A 22827-nucleotide genomic window follows, 5' to 3' on the forward strand; every position below is an offset into this window, starting at 1 on the left:
GATCATTGTTCCACGAGGCTGGGGCGCCACGCCAGCGCCTTGCGCTCCAGCGTGCGGACGAGAGCGTCGGCGGCGAGGCCGAGCAGGGCGTAGACGAGCAGGCAGACGACGATGATGTCGGTGCGCATGAAGTCGCGGGCGTTGTTGATCAGGTGGCCAAGACCCGCCTGGGCGTTGATCTGCTCGGCGATCACCAGCATCACCACGCTGATGCTCAGCGAATAGCGCAGGCCCACGAAGAAGGAGGGCAGGGCGCCGGGCAGGATCACGTTGGTGATCAGGTCGCGGCCGGACAGGCCGAAGCTGCGCGCCGCCTCGACCAGGCGCACGTCCACCCCGCGGATGCCGGCGAACAGATTGAGGTACAGCGGAAAGACGGCGGCGGTGGCGATCAGGGCGACCTTCGGGACCTCGCCTATGCCGAACCAGACGATGAACAGCGGCGTCAGGGCCACCACGGGCAGGGTCCGCTTGATCTGCATCAGGGGGTCGACCAGCGTCTCGCCCCAACGCGACAGGCCCGAGGCCAGGCCGAGGGTGACGGCGATGATCAGGGCCAGGCTCAGGCCGGCGCCGGCTCGGCTGAGCGAGACCGCCAGATTGGCCGGAAGCTCGCCGGAAAGGGTCATCGCCCAGAAGGTCTCGGCCACCGTGGAGGGCGCCGCGAGGACCCGAGCCGGGATCAAGCCCAGCCGCGAACCGGCTTCCCACAGCAGCAGCAGCACCGTCGGCGACAGCCAGCGCGCGTTCGCCAGGCTGGGCCAACGCCATGGTCGCGCTTGAGAATTTCTAAGGGTGACCGCCAAAGACATGGGGGTGAGCCGTCCCGTGAACCGTTGCGGCGCAAGCGCCTTTGCTCCACAGAGAAAGGCGTTGAAACCCCACTGGATCAATAGACTTATCCTCAGGGGTCATATCAGAGTTTCTTATAGGCGAGGCGCGATGGCCACCAACCTGCCGACCGAACTGCTGCGAAGCTTCGTGGCGATCGTCGACTCCGGTTCGATGCTGAAGGCCACCGAGCGGGTGTTCGTCACCCAGTCGGCGCTCAGCCTGCAGATGAAGCGGTTGGAGGAGACGGTGCTGACGCCGTTGTTCCATCGCGACGGTCGCCGCCTGGTGCTGACGCCGGCGGGTCAGACCCTGCTGGGCCATGCTCGCGAAATCCTGGCTCTCAACGATCGGGCGGTCGTGGCCCTGACCGGCGACGCCCTGGTCGGACCGGTGCGGGTGGGCCTGGTCCAGGACTTCGCCGAGACCTTGTTGTCAGGCGTGCTGGCTCGGTTCAGCCAGCTGAATCCCGACGTCCAGCTGGAAGTGCGGGTGGCCGGTTCGCCGGAATTGCTGGATCTGCTGAACGGCGACCGGCTGGACGTGGTGCTGTGCATGGGCGCGGCGGACGATCCGCACGCAGCCCGGGTCGAGCCGATGGTCTGGCACGGCGACGCCGAACTGACCGAGCTGCCGGTCCTGCCCTTGGCGATCCTGGCGCCGCCCTGCCGGTTCCGAGACGCGGCGCTGGCGGCGCTGGAGCGCGAGGGACGGCCGTTCCGCGTGGCGCTGGAGACGCCCAGCCTGTCGGCCTTGCGGGCGGCGGTCGAGGCTGGGCTGGCCGTCACCTGCCGCACGGCGCTGTTCCGGCCCAACACCCCGCCGATCGAGTCAGGCCTGCCGGCCGTGCCCCAGGTCGCCTATGTCCGGCGCGTGGGTCCCGCGCCGCATCCGTCGATCGCCAAGCTGTCGGAGCTTATCCACACCGCCGCGCTAGAGCTGTAAGCACGCTCGCCGCCGCCTGGGCCGCCTGGACGCGGATGTCGGGCACGGCGTTGATCTCCCACAGCGCGCCCCGGGTGATGGGGCCGACCGCGAACAGGGTTTCATGGGTTCGGCCGTCGGCGCGCAGGGCCCGATGGTCGGTATCGATGTCCAGTCCCAGCCGCAGGGGATCGGCGCGGATCAGGCCCGCGCCGACCAGGGCGGCGATCAACGGCTCGGTCGAGCGTTCGATGTCGGCCGACGGGCCCGTGCAATTGACCAGCATGTCGACCTCCAGGCGCCAGGTCGCGGTTTCGCCGCGCGGCCGCCAGATCACACCGATCCGCCCGCCCTCCAGGAGGTCGACACGGTCGAGTTTGCCGGCCAGCACCCGCAGGCCGCCGTCGGCCCGCATGCGCGCCAACCGCTCGGCGACCACGGGCGAGAGGCGGTGGCGATGGACGTCCCAGAAGGCGCGGGCGTGGCGCAGGAAAGCGGCGCGTCGCTTCAGGCTCCAGCCGCGCCACAAGTTTTGGGTCGCGGGCCGAACGGCGTCGATGGCGGTGCGCCAGCCGTGGTGTTCGGCGGTGGCGCGCAGCCAGGCCAGGGCGGCCAGTGGCGACAATGAGGACGGCGGCGCCGCCGGCGTTGGCGAGGGCGGTGCGCCCTGATGTTCACGCGGGACCAGGCCTCGGCGCGACAGAGCGATCAGCGGCCGTCCGGGCGCGAGGCGATCCAGCGACAGCGCCGCATCGATCATCGTCAGGCCGCTGCCCAGCAGCAGGATCGGGCCTTCACCCTCCGGCGCGGTGTCCACGCTCCAGCGCCAGGGATCGGCTACATAGAGATTGGAAGCTTCCAGGTCGGGACCGACCGCCTCAGGCGCGCGGGGCGGCGGATTGCCCAGGGCCAGCACGACGGCGTCGGCCGAGATCGTCCTTCCCATCGCGCAGGTCAGCGTCCAGCCGTCCCCGTCCGGTGCGATCGCGGTGATCTCGTCAGGCGTGATCATCAACCGGCCGGCGGCCTCGGGACTTCCGGCGAAGCTGGACAGCATGCCTTGCAGGTAGCGTCCGTAGTCGCCTCGCGTCGCGAAACCACCGGAGCCGATGTCCAGGTCCTGATCCTTCAGCCAGGCGACAAAGTCGTCGGGTTGGTCGGGCCAGGCGCTCATGTTGCCGGCTCGCACGTTCAGCCGGTGGGCCGGATCGTCGGTGGCGTAGGCGGCTCCGAGGCCAATGGGGCTGCGCCGCTCCACCAGCACTACCTTCACCGCCTCGGCATGGCGCAGCAGATGCAGGGCGGTCATCACGCCGCTGAAGCCAGCGCCGATCACGGCGACAACGGGCGGGATGTTGTGTTCGGTCATAGCCGACTTATTAGGTAGGGTTTCCTGCTTAATCCAGCCGGACGTTCGTGCTCGTGACAAGCAACGAGCGGGCGATCTTGATCGCCCTGTCGAACGACGAATTCGACCGATGGCCCCATCAAGCGAGGCGATCCGCCGTTTCGAATAGTCCTGACTGTAAGCCGGTCTCCCATCCGAGGCGATCGCATGTCGACCTGCGGGTCCGCCGCCGTCCGGGAAGAGTTCTGCGTCCACCTGGCTTTCGGGCAACTTGCCTGTTCGTGCGCTGGCGGTTTCGCCAGGCTCGCGATCGCAAGGCGTGGGGTGTGCTGAGAGCGGCTCGATCTGGCTTCGGCGCTGAGGTGTCGATAAATTCAAAACACAACTAATACGTTTATTCTGGCCGTCAGCGGGTTAAGCAAAGTTTCGTGGTGAGCGGCGTGAATACGTCGTTGTGAAGTTAAATTGCAATATAATAATCTCCAATTCCCTTTCCATGGGTGTCGTTTCGGATGGATTATTAGTTGTCTATGGCAAAAAGTGCCAAGTAAATGGATCTAACTTTGCTGTATATGTCTATACAAAGATTGTGTACGTGAAAATTTATGTGAAATTCCACGTGATAATTGCTTCTAGGTGTAATCCCTATGTTGGGATCTAGGTAAAATCCTAGCTTTTCATTTATGGGAATTCGGCCTTAAGTGCAGCGGGACGTCTTTGGGTTGTGCTTGGGTGGGCGGTCACGAAAATGCCTGAGGGGCTGGAAGGAGCGGCGCGCGACTTGATCGACTGGACCCAGGAGGTCCTGCCCGACCGCGTCGTCGTCGCCCGGTCCCTGAGTGATCGCGACTGCGGGGAAGGGGTCGATCTGCGCCTGATCGGCCTGACCCCGCAGGCGACGCCGCGTACGATTTCGCCGCCGCTGACCCTGACCGCCGACTATCTGCTCACCGTCCGCGCCACCGATCCCATCGCGGAGCAGACGGGCGCCATGGCGCTGATGTTCGCGGCGATGGAGCACGAGGAGACCGAGGTGGTTGCGGGGCGCGACGCGTTGAAGCTCTGCGCGGACCTGGGCCTGCCCCCCGGACCCGGCTTTGTGTTGCGCGCCACGGTCACGATCGCGCGGCGCCGTCCGGCCGATCGGGCGCCGCTGGTCCGCTTCCCGCTGACGATCGCCGCCGGTGAGCTCGGCGTCCTGCAGGGCTCGGTCCTGGGGCCGGGCGACACGCCGGTCGCCGGCGCCGTGGTGCGCGTCGAGGGCGTGGATCGCACCGCCCAGACCGACGCGTTCGGCCGCTTTCGCCTCCACGGTCCGGTCGGTGGCAAGAACAAACCCGTCCGTCTCAACGTCCGCGCTCGCGGGGTCGAGATCGACAGCGAGGTCGAGACCGACAGCCCCGTGATCCTTCGTCTACCGCTGGAGATTTGACATGCCGTCCTATTTGAGCCCCGGCGTCTACGTCGAGGAGATCGACTCTGGAACCCGTCCGATCGAGGCGGTGGGAACATCGACCGCCGGGTTCGTGGGAACCGCGCCCAATCCCGACGCCTTCGTCGACGAGGCCGTCGCGATCAACAACTGGAGCGAGTTCCGGCGACGCTACGTGCGCGACGGCGACAAGGGCACCGACCTCGCCAACGCCGTCTACGGCTTCTTCCTGAATGGCGGTTCGCGCTGCTACGTGGTCAACACCAAGGCCGACGGGGCCATCGCGGGCAAGGGCAGGGGGCTGGACGCCCTGGCGGCCATCGACGAGATCGCCATCATCGCCGCCCCGGGGCGTACGGACCCGGCCTCGCACGGCGCCTTGCTGGACGCGGCGGAGTCGCTGAAGGACCGCGTGGCGATCCTGGACGCGCCGCCCCGCGTCGATGACGTCGAGGTCCTGACCCGCGCCGCCGACGGCAGCGCCGCGCCGCCCACGACCCCAGCCGCCGACGGTGACACGACCGCTTCGACACCGGCGCGCGGCAAAGGCCCCAAGCCGGGTCTTCGCCCCCGCGACTCCGACGGTGGCTACGGCGCCTGCTACTTCCCCTGGCTGAAGGGCCGCGACGCGGTCGATCCCGACGCCCTCGCCCAAATCCCGCCCTCGGGCCACATGGCCGGTATCTACGCCCGCACCGACAGCGAGCGCGGTGTGCACAAGGCGCCCGCCAATGTCACGATCCGCGGCGCCGAAGGCCTGACCCAGATGCTGTCGCGGGCCGAGCAGGACGTGCTCAATCCGGTCGGCGTCAATTGCATCCGGTTCTTCACCCGCGAGGGCGTGCGGGTCTGGGGCGCTCGGACCTTGGCGCCCAGCGCCAGCAACTGGCGCTACCTGAACGTCCGTCGGCTGTTCAACATGATCGAGGAGTCGATCGCCATCAGCACGCGCTGGGTGGTGTTCGAGCCCAACGCCGGCCCGCTGTGGAAGGATATCCAGCGCGACGTCGGGGCCTTCCTGACCCTGCTGTGGCGCCAAGGCGCTTTGGCTGGCGCGCGGCCCGAGGACGCCTTCTTCGTCAAGTGCGACGCCGAAACCAACCCGCCCGAGGTGGTCGACGCCGGCCAGGTGGTGGTGGTCATCGGCATCGCGCCGGTGAAGCCCGCCGAATTCGTCATCTTCCGCATCGGCCAGACGGCGGTCGGATCCACCGTCGAAACCGCCTGACCCCAAACCTTAGAGAGGATCCGTCATGGCCACCAAGCCAGAAGAAGCAGCGGCGGCGCCCAAGGTTGGCGCTCTGCCCGACGTCTATCGCAACTACAACTTCATGCTTTCGTCCCGCGAGATGGGCGATGTGCGGTTCACCGAGTGCTTCGGCCTGGGCGTGCGGATCCATCCGATCCGTTATCGCGAGTCCGGCAGCGGCCAGATCGTGCGGACCCTGCCAGGCCCCGTCGAATACGCCGAGGTCACGCTGCGCTATGGCCTGACCAAGACCCCGGCGCTGTGGGATTGGCTCAAGGAAGTCCTGGCCGGCGGGACGCCGCGTCGCAACATCTCGATCGCGATGATGGATGTGAAGGGCACGGCCGAGGTCCTGCGCTGGAACCTCGACAACGCCTGGCCCTGCGAATGGAGCGGCGTGTCGTTCGACGCCCTCGGCCGCGAAGTGGCGATCGAGGAACTCAAGCTGTCCTTCGACACCCTGACCCGAGCCTAGGCCATGGCCCTTCGCCGCCTGCTGTCGGGTTGGCTGATCGCCATGGCCGCCCTGGCCCGCTCCGTGGCCCAGGCCCTGGAGCGCGCCTCGGAGGATCGGTCTCAGCTGGCGCCTGATCCCGTCATGGACGCCTTGGCCGAGCGCTATCCCGGCGCGCCGGCCCATTGGCTGGCGCACGTGGCCCAGCGGACGGTCGAACTGGCGAATGCGGGTGAGGCGCCGTTGTCGCTGAACAGCGATCCGACGGCCTGGCCCGTCAGGCCGGACAGCTTGACGCCGCTCGCGACGCCGCCGCTGCCGGAGCGCCCGCCCGTCGTGCGTGAGCCGGCTCCGGCCCGGCGTGACGCCGTGGTCCCGACCCTGGCCGCGCTACGCGATCGATCCTCCGAAGTCTGGCGCAGGCCCGACGACGCGCCGAGACGGCGACCCCGGCCGGTGTTCGCCGCCTCGGAGCCCGCGCCCATGCGGCCCGCGCGGGCGGTGTCGACGTCCGGCGCAGCACGTCGACCGCGTGTGACATTGACCGTGGTCAGTGCGCCGTCTCAAGCGGCTCCGATTGCGTCGGAAGGCACGGCGCCGGCGCCCAGCGTCTCCTCGACCGAGAGGTCCCCGCTTGGAACGGCGTGGTCGCAAGCGCCGGCGCCGCCTTCGTCAAAGGCGCAACCCACAGCTCCTGGACCGGCGGAAACGCCACCGGCGGGCCACGTCTTTTCGCCAGCGCCTGTGATCGATCCGGGAAAGGCGCGGTTGGAGACGAACCCAGAACGAGTCGATCCGTCATCCGTCGCTCGTCGGCGAAAGCCATGGTTCTTCGCCAGGCCTCGACCTTCAACGGCTCCGAAGCGGCGTAGGGCAGGGGACGAAGCGGAAGCAGTCGAGGTCGATCCTGTATCGACGCCTCGCGCCGCCTTCACCGTCTCGACCTCGGACCCTCATGCCGTTTCGCCCGAACCGGCTCGGTCGAACCGGACGCCGTCGACCGCGCGGCGCTCGATCTTCCGGTCTCTTGCCGGGTTAGGGGCCGGGCGACCGCGACGCGTCGAGCGCTTTCGGGTTTCGGGTCCAGTCGTCTCGAAGGCAGGGCCATCGATCGACGCGGCCTTGTCTGAGTTGGGCACGAACCGCCCCGCGTCCTCCTTCGCGCCGTCGCCACTAAGGTCGTCGCCCCGTGCCGCGGTCGGCTTTCCACGCTTCGGCTTGGCCGCGCCGGCGCGCGCGACCGAGGATCCGAAGTTCCAAACTCTTGTCGATCCATTGGCGCGCTGGCCTTCGAGCGCGTGGTCGCCTAATCGCGAACCAGACTCCGCCGACAAGCGACCGACCTACGCGACGTCGCGCCAGACGCCTTCGCGCCGCTCGCACTTCGCCGAGGTGTCGCCGGACGACCGCTGGCCGGCGCTGCCGCCATCCACATTTGCGCCGCCGCTCGCGGTGGAAGCCCCGACTCCGCGCTGGGATCAGTTGGCGCGTGAGCAGGAGGAGGGCCGATGGAGCGTGTAGCCTTCCTGCTGGAGCGGTCGGGCGAGCGGATCTCGTGCCTGCTCAATCCCGAGAACCTCGAAGCGCGGCGCACCGCCGGCGTGCGGACGCGGGCGGCCGGCGGCGGCTTCCTGACCGGGGTGGCGCGATCCGAGGACCCCCTGATCGCCACCGGCGGCGGGGTCACCGAATACGACTTGAACCTGCTGTTCGACGTCGAGGTCGCCCGCGAAGGCCGCCCGTCGACCGCGCCGGAAGACGGCCAGGGCCCGGCCGAGGACGATGACGTCCGAGCTTTGACCCGGCCACTTTGGGACCTCACCGAGAACGCCGTCGCGGCAGATGGTTTCGCCGCCCCGCCCACGGTGCGGTTCATCTGGGGCAAGTCCTGGAACATTCCCGGCGTGGTGCTGCACGTGTCCGAGCGCCTGGAGCGGTTCAACGCCGACGGTGCGCCTCGCCGTTCGTGGCTGAGCCTGCGCCTGCGACGCGTCGAGGATTCCGAGCCGCGCCCGGCGCCCGCCCGCCCGGTCACCCCACAGTTCGAGGCGCCGTCCGATCTCGACGGTGGTTCGGTCGACCAATTTCCGGCCGTCGACATGCCGGTCGACAATGAAGGCCTGCCGCTGAAGCGCTTCGATCAAGTGGCCGACGACGGCTATGGCGATCCCGCCCTATGGCCCGACGTCGCCGCCTACAACGGTGTCGACGATCCCCTGAACATCCCGGAGGGCACGACCATCGTGCTGCCGTCCCTGACGACCCTGTTGGAGGCGCGGGCATGACTTCGATCTTCGCCAATCGTCCGCTGCGGGCCCGCTTGGACGGCGCGCCACTGGACCCCGCCTTGGGGCGTTATGCGGTGTCGGCCTTCGTGCGCCAGGCCTTGAACGCCCCGGCCATGGCCGAACTGGTGTTCGCCGATCCGCCGGCCGATACGCTGACCAGCCTGCGCCTGGGCGCGGCGTTGGCCTTCGCGGTCGACGGCTCGGGCGATTTATTCGAGGGCGAGATCACCGCGGTGGAGTATCAGCACGACGCCGCTCAGGGGCGGGTCGTGCGGCTGCGCGCGCTCGACAAGCTGCACAGGGCGCGTCTGCGCCAGCGGGCTCGGGCCGTGATCGACACGACGGTCGCGGATCTGGCGGGCCAGATGGCCAGCGACCTGGGTCTGGATTTCCACTGCGCCGAGCATCCGCCGACCCGCGCCCTGATCATCCAGCACGACCAGAACGACTTCGACCTGGTGGTCGACCTGGCGCGCGACGCCGGCCTCTATCTGGCGCTGGAGGGGGATGAGCTGCGGCTGATCAGTCTGGCCGGCGAGGGGGATCCGATCCCGCTGCGGATGCGGCGGGAGATCATCCAGGCCCGCGCCTCGGCGGGCGCGGATTCGCTCCGTCCCTGGACCGGCGCCCAGTCATGGGACCCCTCTCGCGCTGTCGCCGCCAACGCCCGGGCCGGACTGGCTCGCCAGGACGCCGAGGAACTGCGCGACGGCGGGCTGACGGCCTTTCCGGATCTGGGGGGGCGGACCTTGTTCAACCGCCTGGCCGCCGACGCCGCCGAGGCCGAGAGCCTGGCCCAGGCGGATCTCGACCGGGCCGTGGCTCGCGCCGTGCTGCTGGACGCGACGGTCGAGGGCGACACTCACCTGCGGCCCGGTCGGCCGGTGAACCTTGAGGGCGTCGGCGATCTGGTCGACGGCCGCTGCGTGGTGACCCGCGCCCTGCATCGGTTCGAGGAAGCGCGCGGCTATGTGGTCGAGATCTCGACCGAGCCGCCGACACGTCCCGACCGTCCCCGCGCGCCGGCCTTTACCCTGGGTCGGGTGACCGACGCCGACGACCCGGCCGGTCTGGCGCGGGTGCGGGCTCGGCTGCCGGTGTTGGGCGATGTCGAGACCGGCTGGATGTCGGTGTTGCTGCTGGGCGCAGGCGCCGAGAAGGGCGTGGCGATCCTGCCGGAGCCGGACGACGACGTGCTGGTGGTGTTTCCGGACGGCGATCCGGCGCGCGGCGTGGTGCTGGGCGGTCTCTACGGCGAGCGTGTCGCGCCCGGCGTGCGCGGGGCCAGGGCGGCCGGCGCCCGAGCCTTCACCGTGCGGACGCCGGGCGGTCAGGTCTTGACCCTGGACAGTGTCGACGCCTTGGCCCGGCTGGAGACGCGCGCGGGCGGCTTGATCGAGTTCGGCCCCGGCGGCTCGCGCCTGCGGGCCAGTGGCGACCTGGTCATCGAGGCCCCGGGCCGCCGGCTGACCATCCGCGCCGCCGCCGTCGCGTTCGAGGAGGGCTGAGCATGCTGTGGTTGACCCAGGACGCGACGCTGGTCTGCGATCATGGCGGCCGGGTGGGCATCGCCCCGACTCAGACCCTGGTGCGGATCAAGGACCGGTTGGCGCTGGTGAACCCCAATCCGCAGTCGCGGCCGATCTCGGCCTGTCCGAACGCCAATCCGGTCATCGGCCTGCGACCCTGCCTGACGACCCTGGTCGTCAAGGAAGGCTATTCGCGCTTCGTCACCATCGGCGGTCGGGCGGTGTGCCTGGACTCGGTGACGGGACTTACCGACGGGTCGCCGCCGGGCACGGTCAATTATCGCGTGGTCGACCCCGGCCAACGCCTCGTGGCGGCGGGAGGGTGAGCATGAAGACCGTGCGGGGCATCCGGTTCGAGGGCGCGGAGCTGGGCGGGGCGACGTCCGAGCTGCGGCGGCCGGCGGGACTGATCCTGTCGCCGGCCGGGCGGCTGGCCGATGTCAGCGGTCACGACGCGGTGCGTCAGGCGATCATCCTGCTGCTGACCACCATCCCCGGCGAGCGGGTCATGAGGCCCAGCTATGGCTGTCCGCTGCATCGGCTGATGTTCGCGCCCAACGACGCCACGACGGCGGGGCTGGCCATCCACTATGTGCGCCAGTCGCTCAAGCGGTGGGAGCCGAGGATCGAGATCGTGCGGCTGGACGCCGGCGTCGATCCCGCCGCGCCCAGCCAGCTGGTGGTGTCGCTGGACTACCGGATGCGCAGCAGCAACCAGCCTGGCCAGCTGGAATTCGCCCTCGACCTGCGCGGGGAGGCCGCCTGATGCCGCTGCCCACGCCCAAGCTGGACGACCGCAGCTTCGCCGATCTGATGGCCGACGCCGTCAAGGTCATTGATCGCTCGTGCCCGGAATGGACCGATCGCAATCCCAGCGATCCGGGCATCACCCTGCTGGAGACTTTCGCCTATCTGACCGACACGATGCTGTACCGGCTCAATCGCGTGCCGGAGAAGCTCTACGTCAGCCTGCTGAACCTGGTCGGCGCCCAGGTCCACCCTCCGGCCGCGGCGGCGGCGACGCTGACCTTCACGCGCACCAACGGCAATGCGCGGGTCACGATCCCGGCTGGCGCGCGTATCGCAACCAGCGATGGCTCGGTGACCTTCGTGGTGACCCAGGCGGCGGTGCTGGCCGCCGACCAGAAGAGCGTCGACGCGCCAGCTCTCCACTGCGACCTGACCGAGGCGGAGTCGGTCGGAACAGGAACGGGCGCGCCCGGCCAGAGCGTGCAGATCAAGCGTCCTCCAATCATCGCCGCGTCGGGCGACGGCCTGGACCTGATCGTCGGCGTCGAGGCGCAGAGCGCCGAATTGGCCGATGGGGCGGTGTCGCGCACCCTGGGCGACAGGAGCTATCGGATCTGGCGGGAGGTGGTCAGCTTCGCCGACGCCGCCCCGACCGACTGTGTCTATCGCGTCGATCGCGCCATGGGCCGCATCCAGTTCGCGCCCGCCGGGACCGGCGAGGGCTCGACGCCGCTGTCGGCCGTGCCCGCCCTGGGGCGTGACATCCGGGTCTGGTATCGCGGCGGCGGAGGACGGGCCGGCAATGTGGCGCCCGGCGCGCTCACGGTCTTCAAGACGCCGATCCCCGACCTGGCGGTGACCAACGCCAAGCGCGCCGCCGGCGGCGCCGACGCCGAGAGCATTCAGGCCGCGATGCGCCGTGGCCCTTTGGAGCTGACCTCGATGCGCTGCGCGGTTACGGCACGGGATTTCGAGCGCCTGGCGATCGCCGACCGCTCAGTGGCGCGGGCCAAGGCCTACGCCCAATCGCAAGTCTGGGCCCATGCGGCGCCGGGCGTGGTGGAGATCCTGCTGGTGCCGGATGTGGATCTCACCAAGCTGCCCGACGGCGCGATCACGGCTCAGGCGGTGATCGACCAGCGTACCGAGGAGGTCCGGACGCGCGTGCAGGGCGCCGTCGACCAGCGTCGACCGCTGGGCGTGCAGACCTCGGTGGGCTGGGCGCGCGTGCGGCCGGTGTCGGTGGCGGCCCGCGTGGTGGTCAGCCGAGAGGAGGACGCGCCAGCGGTCGAGGCTCGGCTTCGCGTTCGCCTCAACAAGCTGTTCTCACCGCTGCGCGACGAGCCGTTCGGCCAGATGTTGCGCGCGTCGGATGTCTACGAGGCCATGCTGGCCGACCCCAGCGTGCGTTACGCCGACCAACTTAAGCTGACGATCGGCGAGGCGCCGGATCGGGACGTGTCGGACCTGCTGCGCGATCCCCATCAGGCGCGCACCTGGTTCGCGGCCACCAACCAGGGCCTGCACCGCAGCCTCGACGACGGCGGCACCTGGTCGGTGGTGTTCAAGGCCGACGGCGACCGGCCGCTGTTCGTGCGCCGTCATCGCGACCGGCCGGGCCTAGTCGCCCTGGGCGTTGTGCGCAAGGCTGGCGGCGCCATCCATGTGTCTCGTGACTGCGGCGAGACCTGGAAGACCGAGGCCGCGGTGTTCAACAGCGACGTGTCGGACGCCGACTGGGTCGATCGCGAGGGCTCGCCCCTGCTGTTGATCGCCACGGGGGAGGGGCTGCGCCAGCTCAAGCCGTTCGGCGACGCCGGACCGGCGCCTGTGGTGGTCGACAAGACTCGCGACACCAAGGGCTTCTACGCGGTGGCCACCTCGGTGTCGTCGGCCGGGGTCGTCCAGGTGGCGGTGGCCGCGCGGGTCAAGGGCGGGGTCTATCTGTCGGCCCTGGGCGGGGTGTCCGACAGCTTCCATTCGATCGGCCTTTCGGGACAGGACATCCGCAGCCTGTCGGTGCAGCGCTTCAACGCCCGCGACTTCTTGTGGGCGGGGGCGGCGGCCGAGGCGGGGCAGCAGGGCTCCGGCGCGTTCCGGGTGGAACTGCGCTCGGGCGGAGCCGACGATCCCGAGGGCTTCAAGCCGTTCAATGTCGGCTGGCAGGGCGGCTCTTGCGAAGGCCTGGCCTTCGCCGACCAGTGGGTGTTCGCCGGCTCGAACCGTGGAGGCGTGCTGGCGCTGGACACCACGGTGGCCGCGCCGGCCTGGCGCGCCGCGCCGCTCGACGCCGGTCTGCCGATCCGGGACACCGAGCGGTTGCTGCACGTGGTGTCCAGCGTGGCGGCGGCGCCCGTGGCGAGCGGGACGCCCATGGTGTTCGCCGGTGGTCCGATGGGCGTCTATCGCAGCCTGGACGGCGCGCTGCATTTCGCCACCGCCTCGGCCACGGTGTTCACCGACCGCATCCCGCTGCCGCCCAACTGGCTCTACTGCGCCGACGAGCACCACCTGTCGGTGGTGATCGACGACGATACGGGGGGCTGACGATGGATCGCGCCCGTATCGCCCGCCTGCTGCCCGAGACTTACCAGGCGGCCATCCCGCCAGAGATACCGTCCAGCGACCCGGCCGCCGTGGTTCGGAAGAAGCCCCTGGCCGCGGTGCTGGAGGTGATGGAGGTGCTGCAGGCGCCGGCCGAGGAGGCCCTGGCGACCCTGGACGCCCGCATCGATCCGATGCGCGCGCCGCCAAGCTTCGCCCTGATGCTGGCGCGCTGGCTGGACCTGGACCGCTACCTGGACTGGACCGGCGGCCGCCCGGGCGAGGGCGCGCCGCGCTACGCCGCGGGGCTAGGCCGGCTGCGGTTGCTCTGCCTGGAGGCGGCCGAACTGGCGCGCTGGCGCGGCACCCGCCGAACCCTCGAACGCATCCTGACCGTGGCGACCGGGGTATCCGGCTACGCGGTGCAGGAGAACCCGCCGGACCTCAAGGGCGTCGCCCGTAGCTTCCATCTGCGCGTCGTCGCCCCGGTGGCCGCGCGCCCTCTGGCCGACCTAGTGCGTCGAATCGTCGACGAAGAGCGTCCTGCTTACACGACCTACGAAATCGAATTTTCCGCAGCCTGATCGCGAGCACGAGGACGAACGCCATGCCGAGTTTCGAGATTCCGGACGGCCCCACGACCGTCGCCCTGAAGACGGAGGCCGGATTCCACAAGGGAACGGCCGTGTTCGGCGTCACCAACAAGACCGGAGAAGGGTTGACCGGCCGGTTCAGCGTTCAGGTCCAGGGTAACGGCAAGGCCGAATGGTATTCGGTGCAGGGCGAGCCCGAGCGGCCCGTCGCGGCCGGTGAGACCCAGACGGTCACGGTGGTGGCCAAGATCCCCGCCGCGACCCCGGCTGGCCAGCATCGGATCAAGCTGAGAGCCACGAACGTCAACGATCCCGACAATGACAGCACCGAGAGCGCGGCGGCGATCGTCACGATCCCGGCCGTCGCCAAGCCGCCGGCCAAGAAGAAGCCCTTCCCGATGTGGATCCTGGCGGTGGTCGGCGGCGTGCTGGTGCTGGTGATCGGAGTGATCATCGCCGTCGTCGTGATGAACGGCGGTTCGAAGGTGCCGAAGGTCGTCGGGCTGGACTATCCCGCCGCCGTCGCCGCGCTGAAGGAGAAGGGCTACGCGGCCGAGCCGGAGATCAGGGAGGCCGCGCCGGACAAGCCCTTGGACAAGGTGTTCAAGCAGGATCCCGAAGGCGGGACGAAGGCCGATCCCAAGACGGTGAAGGTCAAGCTGACCGTCGCGGGCGTGCCGACGGTCGCTGTGCCCGGCGTGACCGGACTGGATTATCCGACCGCTGTCGCCGCGCTGGAAAAGAGCGGCTTCAAGGCCGGACCGGCGATCGAGGAGGTCTCCAGCGACAAGAGCCCTGGCCTGGTGTTCAAGCAGGAACCGGCGGCGGATGAACAGGCCGATCCCAAGACGATCGAGGTCAAACTGACGGTGGCCGTCGGCGAGACGGTGGACGTGCCGGTCGTCCTCGGCAAGCCGTTCGTCGCCGCCCAAGCCCTGTTGGAGGATCGCGGGTTCACCGTCGCCTCGCCGGTGGTCGGACAGGCTTCGGGCAAGCAGCCGGACGCCGTGCTGGTTCAGGATCCGGTCGGCGACACCAAGGCCCCCAAGGGCAGCGTCGTGCGGCTGACCATCGATCCCGGCGTCATCGTGCCCAACCTGATCACCCCCCAGATCAACGGGATCGCGGGCATTCAGGCCCTGAAGAACGCCGGGGCTGACATCGGGTCGATCAGCTCCAGCTGCCGCGGGACGCCGAACATGATCGTCGCCCAGAGCATCGAGCCGAAGACCAAGGTCGCCCAGGGCACCAGGGTGAACATCACGATCGCCAGCGCCACGGCCAACATCAACGCCAGCGTGCTCTGCCGTTCGGTGGTGGACCTGCAGGTCCTGACCTTCAGCAACCAGGTGAGGGGAACCAAGGTGCTGACGCCCAACGTGAGGACCTTGCAGCCGAAGTGACGACCCGCCGCGGAGCGGGCCAGGGGCTCGCTCCGCCTTGGTGACAACGAGGGATCAACACATGCCGAGTTTCGAGATTCCGGACGGCCCCACGACCGTCGCCCTGAAGAAGGAGGGCGGTTTCCACAAGGGCAGCGCCGTCTTCGGCGTCACCAACAAGACCGGGGAGGGCCTGACCGCGCGGTTCAGCGTCCAGGTCCAGGGCGACGGCAAGCCCGAGTGGTATTCGGTCCAGGGGGAGCCGGAACGGCCGGTCGCGGCGGGTGAGAATCAGACGGTGACCGTGGTCGCCAAGATCCCAGCCGCGACGCCGCCGGGCCAGCATCGGATCAAGCTGCGGGCGACCAATGTCAACGATCCCGACAACGACAGCACCGACAGCACGGCGGCGACGGTCACCGTTCCCGCCGCCAGCGCTCCGCCGCCAAAACCAAAGCCCTTCCCCTGGTGGATCCTGGCGGTGGTCGGTGGGGTGCTGGTGCTGGTGATCGGCGCGATCATCGCCATCGTGGTGCTGACCGGCGGATCCAAGGTTCCCAGCGTCGTGGGCCAACCCTATGCCGAGGCCGTCAAGGTGCTCGACAAGGCCGGCTACAAGACCGTCAAGCGAGCCGACAAGGAGACCGGCGAGAAGCCGCCCGAGACGGTGCTGGATCAGACGCCGGCCGCTGACACCAAGGCCAAGAAGACCGAGCCGGTGCAACTGACCGTCGCGACGCCTCTGCCGGTGGTCGTGCCGGAAGAACCGCCGACCGATCAGGCTAACGCCGTTTGCGACCCGGCGGTCGGAACCTGCATCGAGGGCTTCGTCTGGCGCGCGGGCGGTCCCGACGACCGGGTCTGCGTCACGCCGGAGTCGCGGTATCTGGCCGCCGTGGAAAACAGTCAGGCGGCCGCTCGTCGTAACCCGAACGGCGGTCCCTACGGCCCGGATACCTGCCTGATGGGCTATGTCTGGCGTGACGGCTTTCCCAACGACCACGTCTGCGTGAGCGGTGAACGACGCACGGTGGTGGCCCAGGAGAACGCGGCGGGTCCGTCGCGCTATCAGGCCTGCAGGCCGAAGATCGTGCTGACGCCGCGACCGATTACGCGCCCGAAGATCGTCTTGACCCCGCGCTAGCGCCCAACCGACGGGCCCCGATGGCGAGCGGGGCCCGCAAGGAGATCAAGTTCATGGAGCGGATTTTCTCTCTCGAAGCGATCCTCGGATCGTTGGCGTTCGGCCTAGTCGGGGCGATCCTGGCCCTGATCGTCCGGCTGGTGAAAGGCGACGGCGCGGACTCGCTCTGGCGGGCGCTGGAGACTTTCCTCACGGCGACGTTCGGCGCCTTTCTGGCTAGGACCTTCATCAGCATCATGCTCAGCATCGGCGGGGACTCCGATGCGGCGATTACGGTCACCAGTCTGCTGTTCTTCATCTGGCCGGGCGTGGTGAACCTGATCTCCCTGGGCTTCGGCCATCCGGTGATCGGGGTGGACGCCCTGCTATGGATCGCCCTGGTGGTCGGGGGGCTTGTCGGCCTGTTCGACGGGCTGTGGGCGACCCACAAATGGCTGGGCCTGGGCGCGCCGGCCTTCCTGCTGGACGTCACCTGGGGGCTGGGCGGCAACACCAACGGCGTGCTGATGCACTTGATCAACTTCGCCTGGGGCAATCACGGCGACGACGCCACCGAAATCCGCAAGGACGCCCACCGCTATGTGGATGGGTTCGCGGTGAAGCGGGGTTTCGCCTTCACCCAGGGCGCGGTGATGAGCAACACCGGCAGTTGGGGGCCGTCGTCGGATCTGTTCCGGCACGAGTCGATCCACATCTGGCAGAACCGGATTCTCGGGCCGTTCTTCTGGTTCTCCTATGTCGGCTGGATGGCGCTGACCATCATCCCGGCGCTGATCGCGGGCCTGATCGATTCCAGCCGCCGGATCGGCGACGCCATCACCTGGTGGACCTATTTCGACAATCCGTGGGAGGTGATGGCCTACGGCATCGCCAATCCGTCGGACCGGACCGGCCAGGTATTCATGGACGGCAGCGGCACGGTGACGGGCTGGGTCTGCTGGCCCTGGCCGCTGGCGATCGTCCTGTCGGTGGTCGGCGTGTTGGGTCTGGGGACCGCGTTCGTGGCGATCATGGTGGCCGGTTATGGCTGAGCCGCGTCGATGAAGGTCGTCATCATTGTCCTGATCCTGGTGGTCATCGGCTTCGTCGTGGCGATCGGCATGGCCGTCTATCGCGCCACCACGCCGCCCGCGCCGCCGTCGGCGCACGGGCCGCCCACCAAGAGCAATGGCGAGATCGACGATGACGCCCTGGCGAGCTGGGAGCCGCCGCCCATGGCCGCGATCATGGGCCGCCTGTCGCGTCCGTTCGCGCCCAAGCTGCTGAAGACCCCGGTCGAGATCTCGGGCCAGGCCGGCTCGGGCCTCGAGGCCGACAAGCCCGGGCAGCTGGCGGTGGCGCCGGCCGACAAGGCCATGCGCATCGCCCGTCTGCGGCTGGTGGCCGGCCGGGCGGCGATCGCGACCTATCATTGCGTGGCCGGGAAGGGGGAGACCTGTGATCAGGTCGTCTGTCTATGCCCGCAGGACGCGGTCGTGGCAGCAGACGACGCCGAAGCTTGCGGCGATCCCTGGCGCAAGGCTCGCTCGATCGGCGACGACAAGCTGCGCTGCCGCAAGAACGACGATGACGTCTCGGCCGTGATCTATCGGACGGGCGGGGCGATCTCGGTCGTGCCGATGGGCGGCGAGACAGCGACGGTGTCGATCCGCTGAGTCGCGTTTAGACCCGCACCGTTCGGATCGCCGAGATCATCGCCAGCAGTGATCCGATCAGCAGGACCAGCAGCCAGACCGCGCCGACGATGGCGATGATCAGCGCGCCTATGGCGTCGGTGATGCTGGCCAGGAAGCCGGGCGGAAAGTCGATCAGGAACGACTGGAGCAGGGTCAGTCCGATCGACACGGCGCTCAGAATGACGATGCCCTTGTTCTGCAGGAACCGCTGGTGGGCGAGGATCAGCAGGATGCAGAAGACGATCTTGAGGACCAGGATCAGCCCCAGGGTCGCCGTCGCCGCGCCGGTCGGAAAATCGGCGAAGGCGGCGAAATAGGCGATCGTTCCGAACGGCACCGCCACCAGCAGGGTGATCATCAGGATCAGCAGCCCCAGGGCCGCCAACGCCATGACGATCGCGCCCAGCAGACCAAAGAAGGCGATCACCAGGGTGACGATGCCTTGTATCCGTCCGATCACGCTGCGCGACAGCAGGATACCCAGGCCCATCAGCAGGACGGTGTAGAGGAGCAGGCCATCCAGCACCGGCAGGTAGCGAATGCCCAACCCTGGCGTGGAAGCTTCGAAGCCGGCCTGATGGACGGCGGCGAGCATGAAGGCCGAGGCGCATTCTATGAGAAGGGCCACGAGCAGGACAAAGCCGGCCAGCCAGAAAAACGGCGCACGCAAACGGTCCATGGGGAGGTCCCGCGTTGAGGCATGAACCTTGCCTAATCTCCACCATCGCGACAAGATAAACCTTGTATTGATTTAAGGTTGAGCTTTAGCGATTACTGGCCCGCGGCGGCGCGTGGATCGGCGTGCATCGGGTGTTGCCCCAAAGCGTCATGATTTGAACGGTCACGCGGTTTCCGTACGCGGATCACGTTCGACAGACTCACGAACCCTTGCTTAGCTTGGCTAACCGCCTACATGCCACCTGCCGGTCTCCGGCGGGTGACAGGAATGATTGGCGCGTTGGGCATGAAGATTCTGAGGAAAAATCAGCACTTGAGCGCGAATCTGCGAACCATGACGGCGGCTCTGGCCCTGCTTGTCGCGGGTGGTGTTTCAGCGACGGCATCGTCCGCGCACGCCCAAACCGTCACCGAAACGCCAATCCCGCTAGTCGCGGCGCCGGATGCGGCCGCCGACGTGGCGCAGACGGCGTACGACCCGCTTGAGGGTTTCAACCGTGGCAGTTTCGCCTTGAGCATGGGCGTCGATCGCGCCGTGCTGCGTCCTCTTTCGCACGGCTACGTGGCCGTGACGCCAACGCCGCTTCGGCATCGGGTCAGCGCCGTCGTCTATAATCTGGGCGAGCCCAGCACGGTGCTGAACGACGTCCTGCAGGGCAAGCCCAAGCGGGCTGGCAGGTCTTCGGCGCGGTTCGTGATCAATTCGACCATTGGCGTGCTGGGCTTGTTCGATGTCGCCTCCGGCATGGGCATCCGAGCCCATGACGCCGATTTCGGTCAGACTTTCGGCCGCTACGGGGTCAAGGCCGGACCTTATCTCTATGTGCCGGTCATCGGACCTTCCAACTTCCGCGACGGGGTCGGGCGCGTGTTCGATTTCTTCACCGATCCGGTCGGTATCGCCGGTGGCGGCTGGCGGACCACGTTCGGCGCGACGCGCCTGGTCGTGCAGACGATCGACACGCGCACCAACGCCGACGGCGCGTTCCGGGCGTTGGACGACTCGGTCGATCCCTATATTACCGCCCGCTCGGCCTACGGGCAGCATCGCGAGGCCTTCGTGCGCGAGGCGACGGGCGAGGTGCAGGCGCTTCCCGACTTCGACGACGTCACGTCGTCGAGCGAGCCCGCCGCCGCCCCGCCGTCTGATACGCCGCCCGCTCCCTCGGAGCCGGCTCCTTCGACACCCCAATGATTTCGCCGGATATGCCCATGACTGACGCTCGCCCCACCCGCCGTTTCGCGCAACTGGCCCTGGTCGCCATGGTTGGCCTGGGCGCTCTGACCCAGGCGCGTCCCGCCCTGGCGCAGTCGGCGCGCGATCCGCAGGCCGAGCAGTTCGTGCAGACCCGCGCCCAGCGGGTGATCACGGTGCTGGCCGACAAGAGCGAGAGCGTCGCCCAAAAGAAGGCCACCTTCCACCAGGCCATCGACGAACTGGCCGACGTGCCGAAGATCACCAATTTCGTGCTGGGCAAGTATGCCCGCACGGTCACGCCGGATCAGCGCCAGCGCTTCGCCACGGCGTTCCGCGCCTATGCCGAAAGCGTGTACCAGAATCGTATCAGCGACTATCACGGCGAGGTCTTGAAGGTGACGGGGTCGATCGTCCGCAAGCCGGGCGACGTGATCGTCAACACCACGATCTCGGGCGGCCAGGTGGGCCAACCGTTGCCGGTGGCTTGGCGCGTGATGGGCGGCGGGACCTCGTGGAAGGTCGTCGACGTCCAGTTCAAGGGCGTGTGGCTGGCGATCACCCAGCAGCAGGACTTCGTGTCGACCATCGACAACGCCGGCGGCAATATCGACGTGCTGATCGGCCAACTCCAGCGTGACGCCCAGCGTCCCGCGTCGCGATAACACTAGGGGCGAGGCGGTCGTTCGGGCGACCCGCCTCGCAGGGCTTCGAAAGGATATGGGCTTGCGCGAACAATGGGCCGAAACCTTGATGGGTTTCCTCGTCCTCGTCCTCGCGGCGGGGTTTTTGGTCTACTCGCTGAGCGTCGGCGGCGTCGGCAGCAAGCCAGGCGGCTATGATGTCACGGCCAAGTTCGGCCAGGTGGGTTCGCTGGCGCCGGGCGCCGCGGTCAGCGTCGCGGGCGTCAAGGTCGGCACGGTCTCGCAGATCACCTTGGACCCGAAGACTTTTCTGGCCGTGACCAAGCTGAGCCTGGATCCGGACGTCAAGCTGCCGTCGGACTCCACGGCGAAGATCACCAGCGACAGCCTGTTGGGCGGCGTCCACGTGGCGATCGCGCCGGGCGGCGCGGCCGACGACATCAAGGCGGGCGGCGAAATCGACAACACCCAGGGCGCGGTCGACCTGTTTGGTCTCATCGGTTCGGTGATGCGGCCGCAGGGTGGCGACACCGCGCCGGCGGCTGGCGCGGCGCCCGCGGCGAACCCCGCCGCCACGGCTCCGGACAGCTACTGAGATGGCCGCGGCCGACGCGGCCATTCCCGCGGTCTTCAAACCGTTCCGCACCATCGGGCGCTCGACGCTCGGCGCTCTGCGCATGGTGGGCGGAGTAGGGGTCTTCGCCCTGCGCGGCGTGATCTCGGTGTTCAGTCCGCCGTGGTTCCCGAACCAGTTGCTGCGCCAACTGGTCTCCATCGGCTTCTTCTCGCTGCCGGTGGTGGGCCTGACGGCGATCTTCACCGGCGCGGCCCTGGGTTTGAACATCTATACCGGCGGCGGGCGCTTCAACGCCGAGCAGGTGATGCCGCAAATCGTCGCCCTGGGCATCACGCGTGAGCTGGGGCCCGTGCTGGCGGCCCTGATGCTGGCCGGCCGGGTGTCGGCCGCCATCGCCGCCGAGATCGGGGCCATGCGCGCCACCGAACAGATCGACGCCATGCGCACGCTGTCGACCGATCCGTTCCGCTATCTGGTCGCGCCGCGTCTGTTGGCCGCGACCCTGGTTCTGCCTCTGCTGACCCTGATCGCCGACATCATCGGCGTGGCCGGCGGTTGGCTGGTGGCGGTGCGGATCCTCGACTTCAACTCGGCGGTCTATATCCGTAACACCGCCAACTTCATCCAAGGCTGGGACGTCGGATCGGGCCTGATCAAGGCCGCCGTGTTCGGCTTCATCGTCGCCTTGATGGGCTGCTATCACGGCTACAACGCCAAGGGCGGCGCGCGGGGCGTGGGCCGGGCGACCACCCACGCGGTGGTGTCCTCGGCGATCCTGATCTTCGCCTCCGACTACTTCCTCACAACGCTGTTCACCAACGCATGACCGAAATCCCCAAACTCGAGTGGAAGGGCGTTCGCAAGCGCTTCGACAGTCCGGTCCTGGACGGGCTGGATCTCAGCGTCGCGGCCGGCCGGTCGCTGGTGATCATCGGCGGGTCCGGCCAGGGCAAGTCGGTGACGATCAAGGTCGCCATGGGCCTGGTGCGCCCCGACGCCGGCCAGGTGCTGGTCGACGGCGAGGACATGGTCGGCGTCGGCGGCGCGGCGCGTCGCAAGCTGTTCGAGCGCATCGGCGTGCTCTTCCAGGGCGCGGCGTTGTTCGACAGCCTCAGCGTCTGGGAGAACGTCGCCTTCCGCCTGATCAACGCCGACGGCGTGCCCCGCAAGGAGGCCAAGGCGCGGGCGATCGAGGCCCTGAGCCGGGTCCACCTGGGCGCGCATGTCGCCGACTCCTATCCGTCCGAGCTTTCGGGCGGCATGCAGAAGCGGGTGGGTCTGGCGCGGGCGGTGGTGGCCAATCCCGAGATCATCTTCTTCGACGAGCCGACCACGGGCCTCGATCCGATCACCTCGGCGGCGATCAACGAACTGATCGTCGACCAGGTGCGGGGACTGGGCTGCACGGCGGTGTCTATCACTCACGATCTGGCCTCGGCCCGGACGATCGGCGACGAGATCGCCATGCTGCACAACGGCAAGATCGTCTGGCGCGGCGCGCCGGCCGAGCTGGACCGCACCGACAATCCCTATGTGCGCCAGTTCGTCGACGGACGCGCCGATGGTCCGATGGCGAGCGCCGTCTAGGC

General features: G+C 68.5%; 23 protein-coding genes. 19 read left to right on the forward strand and 4 right to left on the reverse strand.

Features of this window, described 5'->3' with window-relative positions:
• Positions 1 to 2: 2 nt before the first annotated feature.
• Positions 3 to 812 (reverse strand): ABC transporter permease, encoded by an 810-nt coding sequence (locus tag G3M62_RS08035; protein ID WP_165186093.1) that lies wholly within the window; start codon positions 810 to 812, stop codon positions 3 to 5.
• Positions 813 to 942: 130 nt separating this feature from the next.
• Between G3M62_RS08035 and G3M62_RS08040 the strand changes: the two genes are divergently transcribed.
• Positions 943 to 1776 (forward strand): LysR substrate-binding domain-containing protein, encoded by an 834-nt coding sequence (locus tag G3M62_RS08040; protein WP_165186095.1) that lies wholly within the window; start codon positions 943 to 945, stop codon positions 1774 to 1776.
• On the opposite strand, the gene G3M62_RS08045 is transcribed toward G3M62_RS08040, so the two are convergent.
• Positions 1748 to 3124 carry an FAD/NAD(P)-binding protein gene (locus G3M62_RS08045; RefSeq protein WP_165186096.1) on the reverse strand — a complete coding sequence of 459 codons (1377 nt, stop codon included), beginning with the start codon at positions 3122 to 3124 and terminating at the stop codon, positions 1748 to 1750. The genes G3M62_RS08040 and G3M62_RS08045 overlap by 29 nt on opposite strands.
• Positions 3125 to 3884: 760 nt before the next feature.
• On the opposite strand from G3M62_RS08045, the gene G3M62_RS08050 reads away from it, so the two are divergent.
• Genes G3M62_RS08050 through G3M62_RS08060 form a run of 3 tightly spaced genes read left to right on the forward strand, consistent with a single transcriptional unit; the run spans position 3885 to position 6259 of the window.
• Complete coding sequence (locus G3M62_RS08050) at positions 3885 to 4535, forward strand: carboxypeptidase-like regulatory domain-containing protein (protein ID WP_246263516.1); 651 nt, start codon at positions 3885 to 3887, stop codon at positions 4533 to 4535.
• A gap of 1 nt (position 4536) precedes the next feature.
• Entirely contained in the window at positions 4537 to 5763 is a 1227-nt protein-coding gene (locus tag G3M62_RS08055) for a phage tail sheath family protein (RefSeq protein ID WP_165186100.1), read from the forward strand.
• Between the two features lie 25 nt (positions 5764 to 5788).
• Positions 5789 to 6259, forward strand: a complete 471-nt coding sequence (locus tag G3M62_RS08060) for a phage tail protein (RefSeq protein WP_018062583.1) — start codon at positions 5789 to 5791, stop codon at positions 6257 to 6259.
• 143 nt (positions 6260 to 6402) lie between these two features.
• Here the strand turns inward: G3M62_RS08060 and G3M62_RS08065 are convergent, their stop codons facing one another.
• Positions 6403 to 6723 carry a hypothetical protein gene (locus G3M62_RS08065; protein ID WP_165186101.1) on the reverse strand — a complete coding sequence of 107 codons (321 nt, stop codon included), beginning with the start codon at positions 6721 to 6723 and terminating at the stop codon, positions 6403 to 6405.
• A gap of 1023 nt (positions 6724 to 7746) precedes the next feature.
• Here G3M62_RS08065 and G3M62_RS08070 point away from each other — a divergent pair.
• From G3M62_RS08070 to G3M62_RS08115, 10 genes are all read left to right on the forward strand, one after another.
• Positions 7747 to 8523 (forward strand): CIS tube protein, encoded by a 777-nt coding sequence (locus G3M62_RS08070; RefSeq protein ID WP_165186103.1) that lies wholly within the window; start codon positions 7747 to 7749, stop codon positions 8521 to 8523.
• A complete protein-coding gene (locus tag G3M62_RS08075) occupies positions 8520 to 10034 on the forward strand; it encodes a phage baseplate assembly protein V (protein WP_165186104.1) in 1515 nt (504 codons plus the stop codon). The genes G3M62_RS08070 and G3M62_RS08075 overlap by 4 nt, the downstream gene beginning before the upstream one ends.
• A 2-nt stretch (positions 10035 to 10036) precedes the next feature.
• Positions 10037 to 10381 (forward strand): hypothetical protein, encoded by a 345-nt coding sequence (locus G3M62_RS08080; protein ID WP_165186106.1) that lies wholly within the window; start codon positions 10037 to 10039, stop codon positions 10379 to 10381.
• A gap of 2 nt (positions 10382 to 10383) precedes the next feature.
• Positions 10384 to 10821, forward strand: coding sequence for a GPW/gp25 family protein (locus tag G3M62_RS08085; protein ID WP_205691960.1), 438 nt, complete (start codon positions 10384 to 10386; stop codon positions 10819 to 10821).
• Positions 10821 to 13352 carry a baseplate J/gp47 family protein gene (locus G3M62_RS08090; protein WP_165186107.1) on the forward strand — a complete coding sequence of 844 codons (2532 nt, stop codon included), beginning with the start codon at positions 10821 to 10823 and terminating at the stop codon, positions 13350 to 13352. The genes G3M62_RS08085 and G3M62_RS08090 overlap by 1 nt, the downstream gene beginning before the upstream one ends.
• Positions 13353 to 13354: 2 nt before the next feature.
• Positions 13355 to 13933, forward strand: coding sequence for a hypothetical protein (locus G3M62_RS08095; RefSeq protein WP_165186109.1), 579 nt, complete (start codon positions 13355 to 13357; stop codon positions 13931 to 13933).
• Positions 13934 to 13956: 23 nt separating this feature from the next.
• On the forward strand, positions 13957 to 15345 hold the full coding sequence (locus G3M62_RS08100; RefSeq protein ID WP_165186111.1) for a PASTA domain-containing protein: 1389 nt from the start codon (positions 13957 to 13959) through the stop codon (positions 15343 to 15345).
• Positions 15346 to 15406: 61 nt separating this feature from the next.
• Positions 15407 to 16468, forward strand: coding sequence for a COG1470 family protein (locus tag G3M62_RS08105; protein ID WP_165186112.1), 1062 nt, complete (start codon positions 15407 to 15409; stop codon positions 16466 to 16468).
• Positions 16469 to 16521: 53 nt separating this feature from the next.
• Positions 16522 to 17499 (forward strand): hypothetical protein, encoded by a 978-nt coding sequence (locus G3M62_RS08110; RefSeq protein ID WP_165186114.1) that lies wholly within the window; start codon positions 16522 to 16524, stop codon positions 17497 to 17499.
• A 9-nt stretch (positions 17500 to 17508) separates the two neighbouring features.
• Entirely contained in the window at positions 17509 to 18123 is a 615-nt protein-coding gene (locus G3M62_RS08115) for a hypothetical protein (RefSeq protein WP_165186115.1), read from the forward strand.
• 7 nt (positions 18124 to 18130) lie between these two features.
• Here the strand turns inward: G3M62_RS08115 and G3M62_RS08120 are convergent, their stop codons facing one another.
• Positions 18131 to 18823, reverse strand: coding sequence for a hypothetical protein (locus G3M62_RS08120; protein WP_165186117.1), 693 nt, complete (start codon positions 18821 to 18823; stop codon positions 18131 to 18133).
• Between the two features lie 285 nt (positions 18824 to 19108).
• Here G3M62_RS08120 and G3M62_RS08125 point away from each other — a divergent pair, with 285 nt between their 5' ends.
• From G3M62_RS08125 to G3M62_RS08145, 5 genes are read left to right on the forward strand one after another with little or no spacing between them, the layout of a single operon-like run.
• Entirely contained in the window at positions 19109 to 20017 is a 909-nt protein-coding gene (locus G3M62_RS08125; protein ID WP_246263518.1) for an MlaA family lipoprotein, read from the forward strand.
• 17 nt (positions 20018 to 20034) lie between these two features.
• Positions 20035 to 20682: an MlaC/ttg2D family ABC transporter substrate-binding protein gene (locus tag G3M62_RS08130; RefSeq protein WP_425483841.1), complete on the forward strand. Its 648-nt coding sequence runs from the start codon at positions 20035 to 20037 to the stop codon at positions 20680 to 20682.
• A 55-nt stretch (positions 20683 to 20737) separates the two neighbouring features.
• Positions 20738 to 21256 carry an outer membrane lipid asymmetry maintenance protein MlaD gene (mlaD, locus tag G3M62_RS08135; protein ID WP_165186120.1) on the forward strand — a complete coding sequence of 173 codons (519 nt, stop codon included), beginning with the start codon at positions 20738 to 20740 and terminating at the stop codon, positions 21254 to 21256.
• 1 nt (position 21257) lies between these two features.
• On the forward strand, positions 21258 to 22064 hold the full coding sequence (locus G3M62_RS08140; RefSeq protein WP_165186122.1) for an MlaE family ABC transporter permease: 807 nt from the start codon (positions 21258 to 21260) through the stop codon (positions 22062 to 22064).
• Complete coding sequence (locus G3M62_RS08145) at positions 22061 to 22825, forward strand: ABC transporter ATP-binding protein (protein WP_165186123.1); 765 nt, start codon at positions 22061 to 22063, stop codon at positions 22823 to 22825. The genes G3M62_RS08140 and G3M62_RS08145 overlap by 4 nt, the downstream gene beginning before the upstream one ends.
• Positions 22826 to 22827: the final 2 nt, after the last annotated feature.

The organism is Caulobacter soli, from assembly GCF_011045195.1.
GTDB classification, from domain to species: domain Bacteria; phylum Pseudomonadota; class Alphaproteobacteria; order Caulobacterales; family Caulobacteraceae; genus Caulobacter; species Caulobacter soli.